The following is a 13,772-nucleotide window of genomic DNA, read 5'->3' on the forward strand; positions in this document are numbered from 1 at the left end:
TACATGACGCCAATATCCCAACTCTATACTCCCATCAACCAGGATCTGCTTGCACAGCTAAAAACTGCGGTGGGTGCTGAAAATATCTTCACCGATCTGGCGATACTGGAAGATTACAGCCATGATGAAACAGAAGATCTGCGTTACTACCCGGAGGTGGTGGCAAAACCTTTGGATACGGCTGCTGTGTCGGCCTTACTGAAACTATGTAATGCGCACCATGTTCCGGTTACCCCACGTGGGGCTGGGACGGGCCTGAGCGGTGGGGCATTGCCGGTTTTTGGCGGGGTATTGCTTTCCATGGAAAAGTTTAAGGCCATCCTGGATATAGACACGGAGAATCTGCAGGCAACGGTAGAACCGGGGGTAATCACAGAAGAATTCATGGATGCGGTGGCGGAGAAGGGTTTGCTTTATCCGGTAGATCCTTCCAGTAAAGGTTCCTGTTTCATCGGCGGCAATGTTGCCCATGGTTCCGGAGGCCCAAGAGTAGTGAAATACGGCACTATTCGGGAATATATTTTAAACCTGGAAGTGGTATTGCCTGATGGTTCGGTCATCTGGACAGGGGCAAATACGTTGAAATACGCTTCAGGATATAACCTTACGCAACTGATGATCGGTTCGGAAGGCACGCTTGGGGTAGTCACAAAAATTGTGACCAAGCTCATTCCAAAACCGCAGCTGAGTGTGGTCATGCTGGGTTCCTTTCCGGAAAATGAAAAGGCCTGTGCAGCAGTATCAGCGATATTCAGGGCGGGAATTATCCCATCTGCACTGGAATTTATGGAACGCAGGGGAGTAGAATGGGTCATCCGTTTCGACAATATCCGTTTTGACCTGAAAGATGGTGTCAATGCATTTCTGATGATTGAGTTTGATGGAAATGATATGGATGTCCTTTTGCGCGACTGTGAAAAGGTAAATGCAGTGCTGGAGCAGTTTGGTTGCACTGATGTGCTGCTTGCCGATACGGCACAGCAGAAAGAGGAATTATGGCGTATGCGGAGGACCATGGCCGAATCAGTAAAATCCAATTCTGTTTATAAGGAAGAAGATACGGTCGTGCCAAGGGCGGCGTTGCCCCGGCTGATCAATGGAATAAAGGAAATTGGCGGTCGTTATGGTTTTGAAAGTGTTTGTTACGGTCATGCCGGTGATGGTAACCTGCATATCAATATCATCAAGGCAGGCATGAGTGATGAGGACTGGAAAAACAAACTGAAGGACGGAATTAAGGAACTCTTTGTCCTTACTGCTGCGCTGGGAGGTACCATATCCGGAGAACATGGCATTGGGCTGGTTCAGAAAGAATTCATGCCCATCAAGTACACTGAAATTCATCTGGACCTGATGCGCAGTATCAAAAAGGTATTTGACCCGAACTGGATTCTCAATCCGGGGAAGATCTTCTAAGGGGTTAACTGTTCAAAAGTCATCATTTTAGTCTTTTCCGTTTCGGGGATGGGCATCGGCATTTTTGTGCTGTAATCAAATGCCACACATACAGATTTGCCCCTGGTGCAGATCTGTTCTTTCCCATTTTCACGTTTGACCAATACATATTCCAGTTCAAAGCTACTATTTCCTATCCTTGCAGTGCGGACATACATGGTAATTTTATCTTTCAGAAATACGGGTATGATATAATCCAGTGATGCCTGTGCGATCACCACCCCTGTTTTCTCCCAATCCCATGAAATTGCCTGTTTCCAGTATTTCGTTCTTGCGATTTCCATGTAGGTAAAATACACGGCATTGTTCACATGGCCCATCATATCGAAATCAGCAAAACGGGTTTCTATGTCGGTTTTGTACTTGAAATCCGATAAATCACTAGGTAGAACTGCCTTTTTGTCTGCTTGTTTTTCTTTTGTGCGCCAAAATGTCTTTAAAATCATAGAAAAATGGGTTGGTATGAGAGTTGAATAAGTGTTGATAATTAATCGATAATAAAAAATAAAAAGGAGAATATAACAATGACACTAGTAAAATTTAACAATCGTACAAGAAACACTGCACCTTACTTTAACAATGTATTTGATTCTTTGTTTAGTGAAGCATTGAATAAAAATTATGCAGTAAACAAAGTTCCCGGAGTAAATATCCTGGAAAATGAAAGCGACTATGTAATTGAATTGGCTGCACCTGGTTTGGTCAAAGAAGATTTCCAGATCAATCTGAAAAAAGACACTTTATCTGTTTGGGCGGAGAAAAAATCTGTTGATGAAGCCACTGCAAAAAATTACACCAGAAAAGAGTTTGATTACCTGTCGTTTGCGAGATCATTCAATTTACCTGAGACAATTGATGCGGATAAAATTGCCGCAGAATACCTGAATGGGATCTTAACGATCACTATTGGTAAAAAGTTAGATACACAGCCAGAATCGAAAGAAATCAAAGTATCTTAAGGGGCCTTGTAGAATCAATCCTTTTCTGAGTTTTTGAGTTCTCCGGAGGGGATAGAAAAATGACCTTTAAAAAAAGAGCCTGCCCAATGATGGTGCAGGCTCTTATTATTTTATGGCGGCTCTCCTTTGTGAGGAATCGCTGATCGCTGAAATTCTAGGTATAACCCAGGATTTTCAACACTTGTTTACTGTTTTGTTCTTCACCAAAAACTTCGAAATTGAAGGTTTCATCGCGGTTACGGCGGATAATCACATGTTTCGGACTCGGCAATAAGCAGTGGTGGATACCACCATATCCGCTCAGCACTTCCTGGTAAGCACCTGTATTAAAGAAACCAAGATACTGTACTTTACGTGTTTTCGGCATAAATACAGAGTTCATGTGTGCTTCCTGGTTGTAATAATCCTGACCGTCGCAGGTAATTCCACCAAGGTTGACCCTTTCATATTCTGCATCCCAGTTGTTCACCGGTAAAAGAATATACTTCTGGTTCAATGCCCATACATCAGGTAGGTTGGTAATAAATGATCCGTCCAGCATTAGCCACTTTTCACGGTCGTTCTGTTGTTTCCGGCCCAATACTTTATACAGGATGCCTGAAGCTTCGGCTACAGTATATTTTCCGAATTCGGTAATGATATCTGGTTCTACCACGTCATGCTCTGCACAAATCTCTTTGATACGTTTCACGATTTCGTTCACCATATATTCATAATCAAAATCAAATACCAGTGAATCTTTAAATGGCATACCGCCACCAATATCTAAAGTATCCAGTTCAGGATTGATTTTTTTGAATTTGCAATATAAAGTCACATATTTCTCCAGCTCATTCCAGTAGTACGGTGAATCCGTAATACCGGAGTTAATGAAGAAATGGAGCAATTTAACGCGGAAGTTTGGGTTATGTGAGATTTTATTGTTGTAAAACTCAATCACGTCTTCCATACGCACCCCAAGGCGGGAGGTATAAAACTGTGAATCGGGTTGTTCCTCTGCTGCGATACGGATCCCTAAATTACAAGGCGTATCCATTTCCACCTCATCATCAAAAAGGTTGAATTCCTCTTTATTGTCAAGTACAGGGATGATATTCTTATATCCGTCGTGCAACATATCGATGATATATTGTTTGTACTGATACGTTTTAAATCCGTTGCAAATCACAGTGATGTCTTTCGTAAGGGCACCTTTTTTCTCCAGGGCTTCAATCATAGGCATATCAAACGCAGATGATGTTTCCAGGTGAATACCATTCTTTAAAGCTTCCTCCACAATATGTTTGAAGTGAGAGCTTTTGGTACAATAGCAATATTTATAATCCCCACGGTAATTGTTCTTGATGATTGCCTGCTGAAACAACAGCTTAGCCTGTTGAATCTTTTTGCTTATCATCGGAAGATAAGTGAAACGTAATGGCGTGCCATAAGTTTCAATCATTTCCATTAGATTCAGATCTTGAAAGTATAATTCGTCGTCTATAACGCTATAGCCTTCCTGCGGAAAACCTACACTTAGATCAAGAAATTCGGAGTAACTCTGCATTTTTTATATTTTTGAACAATTATTTAAAGGGTTGACAAATTAAAATGAGTTAATTTTGGAGCCAAAGATAATCACTTTAGCATACACTCGTCATTTTTTTATGATTAAGAATCTAAAAATTACACAAGTTAAGCAAGATTTTGTAGCGTAAATGTTTTTCCTGATTTCAGGAAGTAACTGCGGTTATTGCTGCTTAACGGTTGAAGGGGAGGATTTGCTAGAGGAGGAATATCTTTAAAATAGAAGATTGGGGCTGTACTGGCTCTAGAAAAGAATAGAATTATGAATATCGAACAACATATAGTCACGGCGACAGTAAAAGCAGTAAAAGAATTGTATCAGCAGGATTTGCCTGAGGCACAGGTAAACCTTCAGGATACGCGCAGCGAATTTGAGGGACAGATTACGATTGTAGTCTTTCCTGTAGTACGGTTCTCTAAAAAATCTCCTGAAGCTACAGCAAATGACCTGGGGGAATACCTGGTCGCGCATATTGAAGAAGTGACCGCATTCAATGTCATTAAAGGCTTCCTGAACCTGAGTGTGGCCAGTACATACTGGGTGAATTTATTCAACACCTCATTGCTGAAACCTGATTTCGGGACGATCGCAGCAAACGGGAAAAAGGTCATGGTAGAATATTCTTCACCGAATACCAATAAACCTTTGCATTTAGGGCACGTACGTAACAACCTGTTGGGGTATTCTGTCTCTGAATTGCTGAAAGCCAACGGAGCAGAAGTGTATAAGGTAAACCTGGTGAATGACCGTGGGATTCATATCTGCAAGTCGATGCTGGCCTGGCAGAAATGGGGCAATGAAGAAACCCCGGAAAGTTCCGGTTTAAAAGGAGACCACCTGGTTGGGAAATACTATGTGATTTTCGACAAGGAATATAAAAAAGAAATTGAGGCACTGAAGCTGGAAGGGCAGACGGAAGAGGAAGCGAAAAAGAATGCGCCATTGATTAAAGAAGCGCAGGCGATGCTACTGGCCTGGGAAGCGGGTGATGATGCGGTGATCAGTCTCTGGAAAAAGATGAACAACTGGGTATACGATGGCTTTGCGATTAGCTATAAAAACCTGGGGGTCGACTTCGATAAATATTATTATGAAAGCAACACCTATCTTTTAGGAAAAGATACGGTAGAAGAAGGACTGGCAAAAGGGGTATTCTTCAAAAAGGAAGACGGTTCGGTATGGATTGACCTCACTGCTGATGGCTTAGACCAGAAACTGGTCTTGCGTGCTGATGGTACTTCAGTATACATTACGCAGGACCTGGGTACAGCACAGATGAAATTCGATGATTTCGGAATGGACGAGTCTATTTATGTGGTAGGAAATGAGCAGGATTACCATTTCAAGGTCTTGTTCCTCATCCTTGACAAACTGGGCAAAAGCTGGGCGAAGGGATTGTACCATTTATCTTACGGAATGGTGGATTTACCGAGTGGGAAAATGAAATCGCGTGAAGGAACTGTTGTTGATGCCGATGACCTGATTGCTGAAATGGTTGCTACTGCAAAGCAGAAGACAGAGGCTTTGGGTAAGGTGGATCATTTTAGTGAAGAAGAGAAGGATACGCTTTATTACAATATCGGAATGGGTGCTTTGAAGTACTTCCTGCTGAAAGTAGAACCTAAGAAACGTTTGTTATTTGATCCTGCGGAGTCTATCGATTTTCAGGGAAATACGGGGCCTTTTATCCAGTATACCCATGCCAGGATCAAGTCCTTGTTAAGCAAAGCTGATTTTAAGGAGGGGCAGACGGTGGATGAACAGATCAGCTTATCGGAAACAGAACTGGAAATGATTATCCTGCTGGCGAAATACCCGGCTGAGATTACTGCTGCGGCAAAAGCGTTCAGTCCTGCGATGCTGGCCAATTATGTGTATGAAGTAGCCAAGATGTTCAATAAGTTCTACCATGAAATTCCGCCAATTGTAAAGGAAGAAGATCTGCAGCTGAAACAGCACAGGTTAAACCTGAGTTCTGTAACGGCGAATATCCTGAAATCGGGCATGAGAATTTTAGGGATCCAGGTTCCTGAGCGGATGTAATACGAAGGATAAATGTAGCTGTGTTCTTTCATGGAAATATAGCGTTTCACACATAGAAATATAGCTGTCTCCTCCTGGAAACGGAGGGACTGGGAAAGTTCAAAATATTCCCTTAGGGGGATATTCCTAAAAGTAAAAGAAGAGGGTGTATCATCAATCATGACCACCCTCTTTCTAGTTGTTTTTACCCGTACTCTGCTACGGAAGCATTTTCAAATATTCAATTCCCAGAGGCTTAGTTTCGTTAATGATACCGCTTCTTTTCTGCTGGTAAACAAGAATTTATAAAGTAATTTATAAAATAACGTTGCGTTTAAATGCGCAGCCCAGCTCAATAATAGAATCCGTTTTGGCAATTCCGGGAATGTTGTCAATTTTACTGTACAGGACATCCCGCATATGGGCATGGTCTTTCGCAATGATCTTAAGATACAGCGTATACCCTCCTGTAATATAATAACACTCCGTGATTTCAGGTATTTTCTTCAATTCTTCTATAATCCTGTTGGAATCATGGTCCTTTTCCAGGGTCAGTCCCGTAAAAGCTCCCCAGTCATACCCCAATTGTTTTTCATTCAATACAGGTTTAATGCCGGTCAGTATTCCTTGTTCGGTCAGCCGGTTTACCCGCTGGTGGACCATGGTATTGGAAACTCCCAGTTCAGCTGCAATGGCAGAATAGGCCATGCGGCCATCGGTTTCAAGACGCTTTAAAATCTGTATGTCAAAATCATCAAGTTGATTCATTGTCTGTAGGGTTAGGAAATAGTTAAAAGTTAAATTTGATTAAATTGATGCTGTAAAAAGTCAAAGTTGGTCTGTTTTGGTGTTTTTTAATTTATTATCATACATTTGTATGATCGTAAAAACATCCAAAAAATGGAAACAGTAACAAAAGTAACAAAAAGTGAAGCTTTTATAGCAAAGGAAAATAATTATGGTGCGCACAATTACCATCCTCTTCCGGTAGTGCTGGAAAGAGGAGAGGGAGTATACGTCTGGGATGTGGAAGGCGATAGGTATTACGACTTCCTGTCTGCTTATTCTGCCGTAAACCAGGGTCATTGCCATCCAAGGATTATTCATGCCCTGAAGCAACAGGCCGAGAAACTGACGCTTACTTCCCGTGCGTTTTACAGCGATAAACTGGGTGATTTTGAAGAATACCTGTGCAAATTATTTGGCTATGAAAAAGCGCTGGTCATGAATTCCGGGGTTGAGGCGGTAGAAACGGCCATGAAACTGTGCAGGAAATGGGCATACGAGGTAAAAGGCTTGGCTGCGGATCAGGCAAAGATTGTCTTTGCGGATGGAAATTTCCACGGACGGACCATTTCTGTGATATCAGCCTCCAATGATGACAGTGCCAGGAAGAATTTCGGGCCTTTCGTTGATGGGATTGTACGGGTTCCCTATAATGATGTGGATGCTTTTGAACAATTGTTAAAAGAAGATAAAAATATAGCCGGATTTATTGTGGAGCCTATACAGGGTGAAGCAGGGGTAGTGGTTCCGGATGAAGATTACCTGTCCCGGATACGTTCCTTATGCAAGGAATACAATGTATTGTTCGTGATTGATGAAATACAGACTGGTATTGCACGGACTGGCCGGATGCTGGCTTCCTATGCGATAGATGAAAGTGACAGCAGTTCCAAACCGGATATCCTTATCCTGGGGAAAGCCCTTTCCGGCGGTGTACTTCCGGTATCGGCTGTTCTGGCAGATGATCAGGTTATGCTTTGCATCAAACCGGGTGAGCACGGGTCTACCTATGGAGGCAATCCACTTGCCTGTGCTGTTTCCCTGGAAGCCCTGCAGGTGGTGATCGATGAAAAGCTTGCCGACAATGCGCATTTGATGGGCATGGTCTTCCGTGCTGGCTTGAATGATATTGCAACGCGCTCACCGCTAATTAAAGAAGTAAGGGGCAAGGGGCTGCTTTCGGCCATTGTGATTGATGGTGCTGAGGATGGACACCTGGCCTGGGATATCTGTATGGAGTTTAAGGCCAATGGCCTGCTGGCGAAACCAACGCATGGCGACAAAATCAGGCTGGCACCTCCTTTGGTCATTAATGAGGAGCAGATCCATGAATGTTTGTCCATTATAGAAAAATCATTGGCCAGGTTTGCTTAATTGCTATGAAGAAAACAATTGAGCTTATCAAAAACAGGTCTGATATCGGTGCAGGCACCAGGGGTTCTGATCTGGGGATAGATGCAATAGAGATTGCTGCGATCAATCAGGGAAACCAATTCTTTAACAAGTATCCCTATGTGGATGTGGAAACCCGGAACAATTCCGTATATGATCCTAATTTCAGCCCATATGGCAAAAGGATAAAAGAAGTTTTGCACCAGTGCAAACGGGTGGCGATTGCGGTAGAAGAAACCTTGTCGGCCAATAAATTCCCTATGGTATTTTCGGGAGACCATTCTTCTGCGATTGGTACCATTGCGGGAATAAAGTCTGCCTTTCCGGATAAGACACTAGGGGTCATCTGGATTGATGCACATGCTGACCTGCATTCCCCATATACTACACCTTCTGGTAATTTACATGGAATGCCACTCGCTGCGGTCATCAATGAAGATAACCTGGATTGCCGGATCAATGAAGTGGACGAGGAAACGGTACTTTACTGGAACAAGCTGAAGGCCACAGGGGCACAGCAACCAAAGGTATTGCCGCAACATTTAATTTATTTTGGCGTCCGGGATACCGAAGAGCCAGAAGACAGACTGATCGCCAATTTAAATATTAAAAAATACCGTGTAGAAGAAGTACGCGAACGTGGCATAGACGATTGTGTGAATGAAGTATACGGTCAGCTGGCCGGGTGTGATTTCATCTATGTGTCTTTCGATGTAGACAGTATGGATAGCGAGTTGATTTCCAATGGTACGGGTACACCGGTACCCAAAGGGTTTGACCCCGCCGAGATCATCCTGCTCCTACAAAAATTCATCAACTCCGGGAAATTGGTCTGCCTGGAGATTGTGGAAGTCAATCCTTTATTGGATAGCAAGGGAAACAGGATGGCAGAGGTGACGTTTGACATCCTGAAAGTCGTGACCGAATCTATTGAAGCCGTCATTTGATTTTTTGGCGTTTGCTGATGGGCTATTGCCTGTATTTTCAGGTTAAAAGGGCAAGTTACTTCCTACAGTAACTTGCCCTTTGTGCTTAAATTGTTACGCATTATTCTTTTGGTAAATAATTTCTCTAACTTTAGGTCATGACCAAATTATACTTCTTATTGAGCCTGGCAGTCTTTTCACTGTTTCAGCAATCAGCCACAGCCGGATATAAAAAAACAAATGAACCGGATTCTGTCTATCTTTTCTCTTACACTACGGATAAAAATGAGAACAAAAATGGATTACACTTCGCCTGGAGCCGAAATGGTTCGGAATGGTATGCGATAGGAAATGAATACAGTTACCTGCGTTCAGATTATGGCCGCTGGGGATCAGAAAAAAGAATGTATAGTCCGTTTTTATTGCAGGGTCCGAATGGAAGCTGGCAATGTGTATGGAGTGTGAACGACCGCGACAATTCATTTGCCATTGCCACATCGGCCGACCTAATTCACTGGAAACCGCAAAGTTATCCTTTGGTGAAAGAGGGGACAAGCTTTTTGCTTCCTGTGGTAAAGTACGATGCCAGCCATAAGAATTATTTGGTTAGTTATGCAGACAAAGGAGGTAAACATTATCAGTTCAGCAGCCAGGATTTTAAGACCTACAGTCCGGTGAAGGAAATCCGCTCTTCGGAATATACTGATCCGGCCATATCTATTACTTTGGCTTCAGGTAAAGTAAAGGGGCAGAAACACCGTGTGGCCTGGTCGCTGGTTGACCAGCTGATCAAAACTTATGAATTGAAGCAATATAAGCAACAGTTAAGCAATGAGCTGATGGCGGATGATCCGCAAAGGTTTGCCGGTTTAAAGGATGTCAAGACAACGTTTACAGTTCAACCTAAACAGGCAAAACCCATCAGCGACTTGTTGACCGGGATATTTTTCGAGGATATCAATTATGCGGCAGACGGTGGTTTATATGCTGAGCTTGTGCAGAACCGTGACTTTGAATATGCGCTGAGTGATAAGGAAGGGCGTGACAAGAATTGGAACAGCAGTCATTCCTGGAAAGTCAGAGGGGAGGCTTCGGGTTTCAGCATTGATTCTGTAGCTCCGATCCATGCCAATAATCCGCATTATGCAGTACTACATGTACGGGAGTCGGGTGTGGTATTGGAAAATTCGGGTTTCGATGGTATTCCCCTGCGGAAAGGAGAAAGTTACGACTTTAGCCTGTTTGCGAAAGCACTGGAGGGAAAGTTTACTGCTTTGGAAGTCAGCCTGGTGGGCAAAGACGGAAAGGTATTGGCCCAATCTAAGATAAATTTAGCCTCTGGTGGTTGGAAGAATTTAAAAACCACGCTGGTCACCACTGCAGATGCGGCTGATGCCGTATTGACCATAAAACCCCAAGGCAGCGGAAAGCTGGCGCTGGACATGGTTTCTTTATTCCCGCGTAAAACATTTAAGGGCAGAAAAAATGGCTTAAGGCTGGACCTGGCACAGACCGTTGCGGATATCCATCCCCGCTTTGTGAGGTTTCCAGGTGGATGCGTGGCACATGGGGATGGCATAGAAAACATCTACCGCTGGAAAAATACAATCGGGCCATTGGAGAGCCGTACGCCACAGCGTAACCTTTGGGGATATCATCAGACTGCTGGTCTTGGATATTTCGAATATTTCCAGTTTTGCGAGGATATCGGTGCGCTTCCGCTTCCTGTTATTGCTGCGGGCGTACCCTGTCAGAATTCAGCCACAGGCGGGGCTGGTCAGCAGGCAGGAATTCCAATGGATCAGATGGATGCGTACATTCAGGATATCTTTGATCTGATTGAATGGGCAAATGGGGATGTGAGTACTCCATGGGGTAAAAAAAGAGCTGCTGCGGGACATCCTAAGCCCTTCCATTTGAAATATGTGGGCATCGGTAATGAAGATTTAATCGGTGATGTTTTTGAAGAAAGATTTACGATGATCTTTAATGCGATGAAAGCGAAACATCCGGAAATTACGGTTATTGGCACCGCAGGGCCAAATTCCGAAGGATCAGATTATGAGGCAGGATGGGATTTGGCTACAAAGTTACAGGTTCCGATGGTGGATGAGCATTATTATCAGAATGCTGCCTGGTTTATTCATAATCAGGATTTTTATGATAGGTATGACCGGTCGAAATCTAAAGTTTATCTTGGAGAGTATGCTGCTTTCCTGCCGGGAAGACCGAGTAACCTGGAAACAGCGCTTTCTGAAGCGCTCTATATGACCTCTCTTGAGCGCAATGGGGATGTGGTGAGTATGGCATCTTATGCACCTTTACTGGCGAAGGAAGGACATACCCAGTGGAATCCGAACCTGATTTATTTCAATAACACTGAGGTGAAACCTACAGCGGGTTATCAAATTCAAAAGTTATATGGAAATAATTCGGGGAACAGTTATGTGCCTGCTGAGAAAAGTGTAAACAGCGATCAGGATGCTGTGAAGAACAGGATTGCTTATTCATTTGTCAGGGATGCAGACAGTAAAGACCTTATTGTAAAATTAGTCAATCTTTTGCCTGTGAAAGTTGATGCGAAAGTAGACCTGAATGGTTTTGCTATTGCAGGTGCAAAATCTACCCGGACAGTAGTACAGGGAACACCCTCGGATAAACAGTTGAGTCCGGTGGTGTCTGATTTTACGGTGTCTGACCAGTTTAATGTTGACTTACCCGGATATTCTTTTACCATTATCAGGATCAAAGCAAAATAGAAACTGCTGCTGTGCCTGTTTTATTTGTTACAGGAATAGTGGAAAGCTTCCGTTTAAGGAAGGACGAATGAAAGCAATAAATGGAGGGTGTTCATATAATTTGCCTTCAAATAATATCATTACAGTGCCCCAAAAAGTATTTAACTTTCTGGGGCATTTTTTTTGTCATTACAGCAGGCAGTAATCCGATTTTACACTGAAAATTGTTGATGTTCAGTGTTGTATGGTGTTTGTGAACGGATTTTCAAATTCTCAGGGATTCGTATACATTCCGGATATTTCCTCCTCGTGTTTATCCAGCACACAATTTTTTATTTACACCATTCTGTTTCTAATGCGTGGCATGCAGAAGATGATCCTTATTTCTAAAAGGATTAAAAAGCTATTAATCCTATCGGTAATTTTTATGTTTATCGGCAATAATAGTTGGCAAGTGGTTTACCAGATCGTTTTTTATCTTACATATTTCATCCTATACAAAGAGCAGGAGTTGAACTTACAGCTCTTTGTATATTTATTGAGGGTGGAGTGATAGACGTGTATTTTGCTTCAAAGTAGTTGTAATGAGGGATAGGGAGGTGATGGTTAAATTATGCAGCAATATTTTTATAGATATTTTGTTATAAATAAAATGTTGTCTTATATTTATCCGATAATTTTCTGTGTCATATAATTATAGCCAAAAACAACACACCTAAATATGGGGAGGTTACTGACGTAACTTCCCTTTTTTCTTTCAAGCTGGATGTATGGAATGGGGAGCTATTCCTCGACGCCACCAGTGGTCTTTACCGTAGCTTTTTTTCTGAAAGTTGGAAAAGTCATGGGACTTCGAGCCGGTCTTTCATCCCCGAAAAGTACACCCCACTGTTTAAACATATCTGTTCTGTCAAATACGATCTTCATCACTGCAATGATTGGCATAGAGAGGAACATTCCTGAAACCCCGGCTACGCTGCCGCCAATCACCACTCCGAGGATGGACATTAGTGCATTGATCTTGATTTTTGAACCTACGATCCTTGGCATGAGAATATTGTTATCCAGAAACTGTACGCCTGCAATCACGGCAAGTACTGTAATAATTGGTGTCAGCGTGGTTGCTGCAGTTAAGGTCAGCAATACACCGATAATGTTACCCAATAGGGCACCTACATAAGGAATTAAATTGAGGATTGCGAAGATCACACCGATCAGTAAAGCATGTTTAATACCCAATAACAGGAGAATTCCACCCAGTAATACCGTCATATAAGTCACCTGAATCAGTAATCCCACCAGGTAACTTTTGATAATAGACTCTGTTTCATAGATAGCTTCCTTTACTTTTGGATGGTCGTCTTTTTTGAACCACATGAAGATAAAGCGCAATAAAATATCTTTATAAAAAAGCATCAGGTAAATATATATGGGCAACAGGCCTACAAAGACGAATACTGAACTCAGTGTGACTGCTGCTCCACTGGCGGCATTTCCTGCCATTGCCAATAGATCGTTACTCTTCTTATTGATAAATGCAAGCTGCTCTGTAGGTGAATAATGACTGATATTGCTGATCCACTCACTTAATGCATGGAGATGCAGGGACACATTTTTCTTGATTTGCGGAAAATCTGCAACCAGCATTCCGACCTGGGCGGTGAAAAACCATACAATCAATCCCACAAAGATGGCGACGATCAGGATAGGGAGGACAATTGCAAATACTTCAGGAATTTTGTGTTTTCTTAGGAACCGATAAATCGGAACGAGCATGATACTGATAAAAAATGCCATGATTACGGGCATGATGATATCGCTGCCTATGACAAAAAGGGCGCCGACTAACACTACTCCCAGTAATTCAATTGATCTCTTAACGGTTATTGGCATTTCATTCATTGTAATTCTTGTGTTAAATTTAGAT

Annotated in this window: 10 protein-coding genes; 6 read left to right on the forward strand and 4 right to left on the reverse strand. The window is 42.6% G+C overall.

Annotated features, from left to right (window positions below):
* Positions 1–3: 3 nt before the first annotated feature.
* Positions 4–1,416, forward strand: coding sequence for an FAD-binding oxidoreductase (locus ACSBL2_RS10685; RefSeq protein WP_442591680.1), 1,413 nt, complete (start codon positions 4–6; stop codon positions 1,414–1,416).
* Here ACSBL2_RS10685 and ACSBL2_RS10690 read toward each other — a convergent pair.
* Positions 1,413–1,901, reverse strand: a complete 489-nt coding sequence (locus tag ACSBL2_RS10690; RefSeq protein WP_442591681.1) for an acyl-CoA thioesterase — start codon at positions 1,899–1,901, stop codon at positions 1,413–1,415. The genes ACSBL2_RS10685 and ACSBL2_RS10690 overlap by 4 nt on opposite strands.
* Positions 1,902–1,979: 78 nt before the next feature.
* On the opposite strand from ACSBL2_RS10690, the gene ACSBL2_RS10695 reads away from it, so the two are divergent.
* A complete protein-coding gene (locus tag ACSBL2_RS10695; RefSeq protein WP_442591682.1) occupies positions 1,980–2,414 on the forward strand; it encodes an Hsp20/alpha crystallin family protein in 435 nt (144 codons plus the stop codon).
* Positions 2,415–2,568: 154 nt separating this feature from the next.
* Here ACSBL2_RS10695 and ACSBL2_RS10700 read toward each other — a convergent pair whose 3' ends face one another.
* A complete protein-coding gene (locus ACSBL2_RS10700; RefSeq protein WP_442591683.1) occupies positions 2,569–3,960 on the reverse strand; it encodes an arginine decarboxylase in 1,392 nt (463 codons plus the stop codon).
* 282 nt (positions 3,961–4,242) lie between these two features.
* Here ACSBL2_RS10700 and argS point away from each other — a divergent pair, with 282 nt between their 5' ends.
* Positions 4,243–6,024 carry an arginine--tRNA ligase gene (gene argS, locus ACSBL2_RS10705; protein WP_442591684.1) on the forward strand — a complete coding sequence of 594 codons (1,782 nt, stop codon included), beginning with the start codon at positions 4,243–4,245 and terminating at the stop codon, positions 6,022–6,024.
* 294 nt (positions 6,025–6,318) lie between these two features.
* Here argS and ACSBL2_RS10710 read toward each other — a convergent pair whose 3' ends face one another.
* Positions 6,319–6,771 (reverse strand): Lrp/AsnC family transcriptional regulator, encoded by a 453-nt coding sequence (locus ACSBL2_RS10710; RefSeq protein ID WP_442591685.1) that lies wholly within the window; start codon positions 6,769–6,771, stop codon positions 6,319–6,321.
* 132 nt (positions 6,772–6,903) lie between these two features.
* On the opposite strand from ACSBL2_RS10710, the gene rocD reads away from it, so the two are divergent.
* The 3 genes from rocD to ACSBL2_RS10725 all read left to right on the forward strand — a co-directional run bounded on the left by rocD (position 6,904) and on the right by ACSBL2_RS10725 (position 11,866).
* Positions 6,904–8,163: an ornithine--oxo-acid transaminase gene (rocD, locus tag ACSBL2_RS10715; protein ID WP_442591686.1), complete on the forward strand. Its 1,260-nt coding sequence runs from the start codon at positions 6,904–6,906 to the stop codon at positions 8,161–8,163.
* Between the two features lie 5 nt (positions 8,164–8,168).
* Complete coding sequence (locus ACSBL2_RS10720; RefSeq protein ID WP_442591687.1) at positions 8,169–9,128, forward strand: arginase; 960 nt, start codon at positions 8,169–8,171, stop codon at positions 9,126–9,128.
* A 137-nt stretch (positions 9,129–9,265) separates the two neighbouring features.
* Positions 9,266–11,866, forward strand: coding sequence for an alpha-L-arabinofuranosidase C-terminal domain-containing protein (locus tag ACSBL2_RS10725; protein WP_442591688.1), 2,601 nt, complete (start codon positions 9,266–9,268; stop codon positions 11,864–11,866).
* 762 nt (positions 11,867–12,628) lie between these two features.
* Here the strand turns inward: ACSBL2_RS10725 and ACSBL2_RS10730 are convergent.
* Entirely contained in the window at positions 12,629–13,738 is a 1,110-nt protein-coding gene (locus ACSBL2_RS10730; RefSeq protein WP_442591689.1) for an AI-2E family transporter, read from the reverse strand.
* Between the last annotated feature and the right edge of the window lie 34 nt (positions 13,739–13,772).

Source organism: Pedobacter sp. AW31-3R, from assembly GCF_052180285.1.
In the GTDB taxonomy this organism is placed as follows: Bacteria; Bacteroidota; Bacteroidia; order Sphingobacteriales; family Sphingobacteriaceae; genus Pedobacter.

What these genes read in the sequence shown, in the direction of transcription:
- ACSBL2_RS10685 (WP_442591680.1), top strand. Translation starts at nt 4, where the DNA reads ATGACGCCAATATCCCAACTCTATACTCCCATCAACCAGGATCTGCTT.
- ACSBL2_RS10690 (WP_442591681.1), bottom strand. Translation starts at nt 1,901, where the DNA reads ATGATTTTAAAGACATTTTGGCGCACAAAAGAAAAACAAGCAGACAAA.
- ACSBL2_RS10695 (WP_442591682.1), top strand. Translation starts at nt 1,980, where the DNA reads ATGACACTAGTAAAATTTAACAATCGTACAAGAAACACTGCACCTTAC.
- ACSBL2_RS10700 (WP_442591683.1), bottom strand. Translation starts at nt 3,960, where the DNA reads ATGCAGAGTTACTCCGAATTTCTTGATCTAAGTGTAGGTTTTCCGCAG.
- argS (WP_442591684.1), top strand. Translation starts at nt 4,243, where the DNA reads ATGAATATCGAACAACATATAGTCACGGCGACAGTAAAAGCAGTAAAA.
- ACSBL2_RS10710 (WP_442591685.1), bottom strand. Translation starts at nt 6,771, where the DNA reads ATGAATCAACTTGATGATTTTGACATACAGATTTTAAAGCGTCTTGAA.
- rocD (WP_442591686.1), top strand. Translation starts at nt 6,904, where the DNA reads ATGGAAACAGTAACAAAAGTAACAAAAAGTGAAGCTTTTATAGCAAAG.
- ACSBL2_RS10720 (WP_442591687.1), top strand. Translation starts at nt 8,169, where the DNA reads ATGAAGAAAACAATTGAGCTTATCAAAAACAGGTCTGATATCGGTGCA.
- ACSBL2_RS10725 (WP_442591688.1), top strand. Translation starts at nt 9,266, where the DNA reads ATGACCAAATTATACTTCTTATTGAGCCTGGCAGTCTTTTCACTGTTT.
- ACSBL2_RS10730 (WP_442591689.1), bottom strand. Translation starts at nt 13,738, where the DNA reads ATGCCAATAACCGTTAAGAGATCAATTGAATTACTGGGAGTAGTGTTA.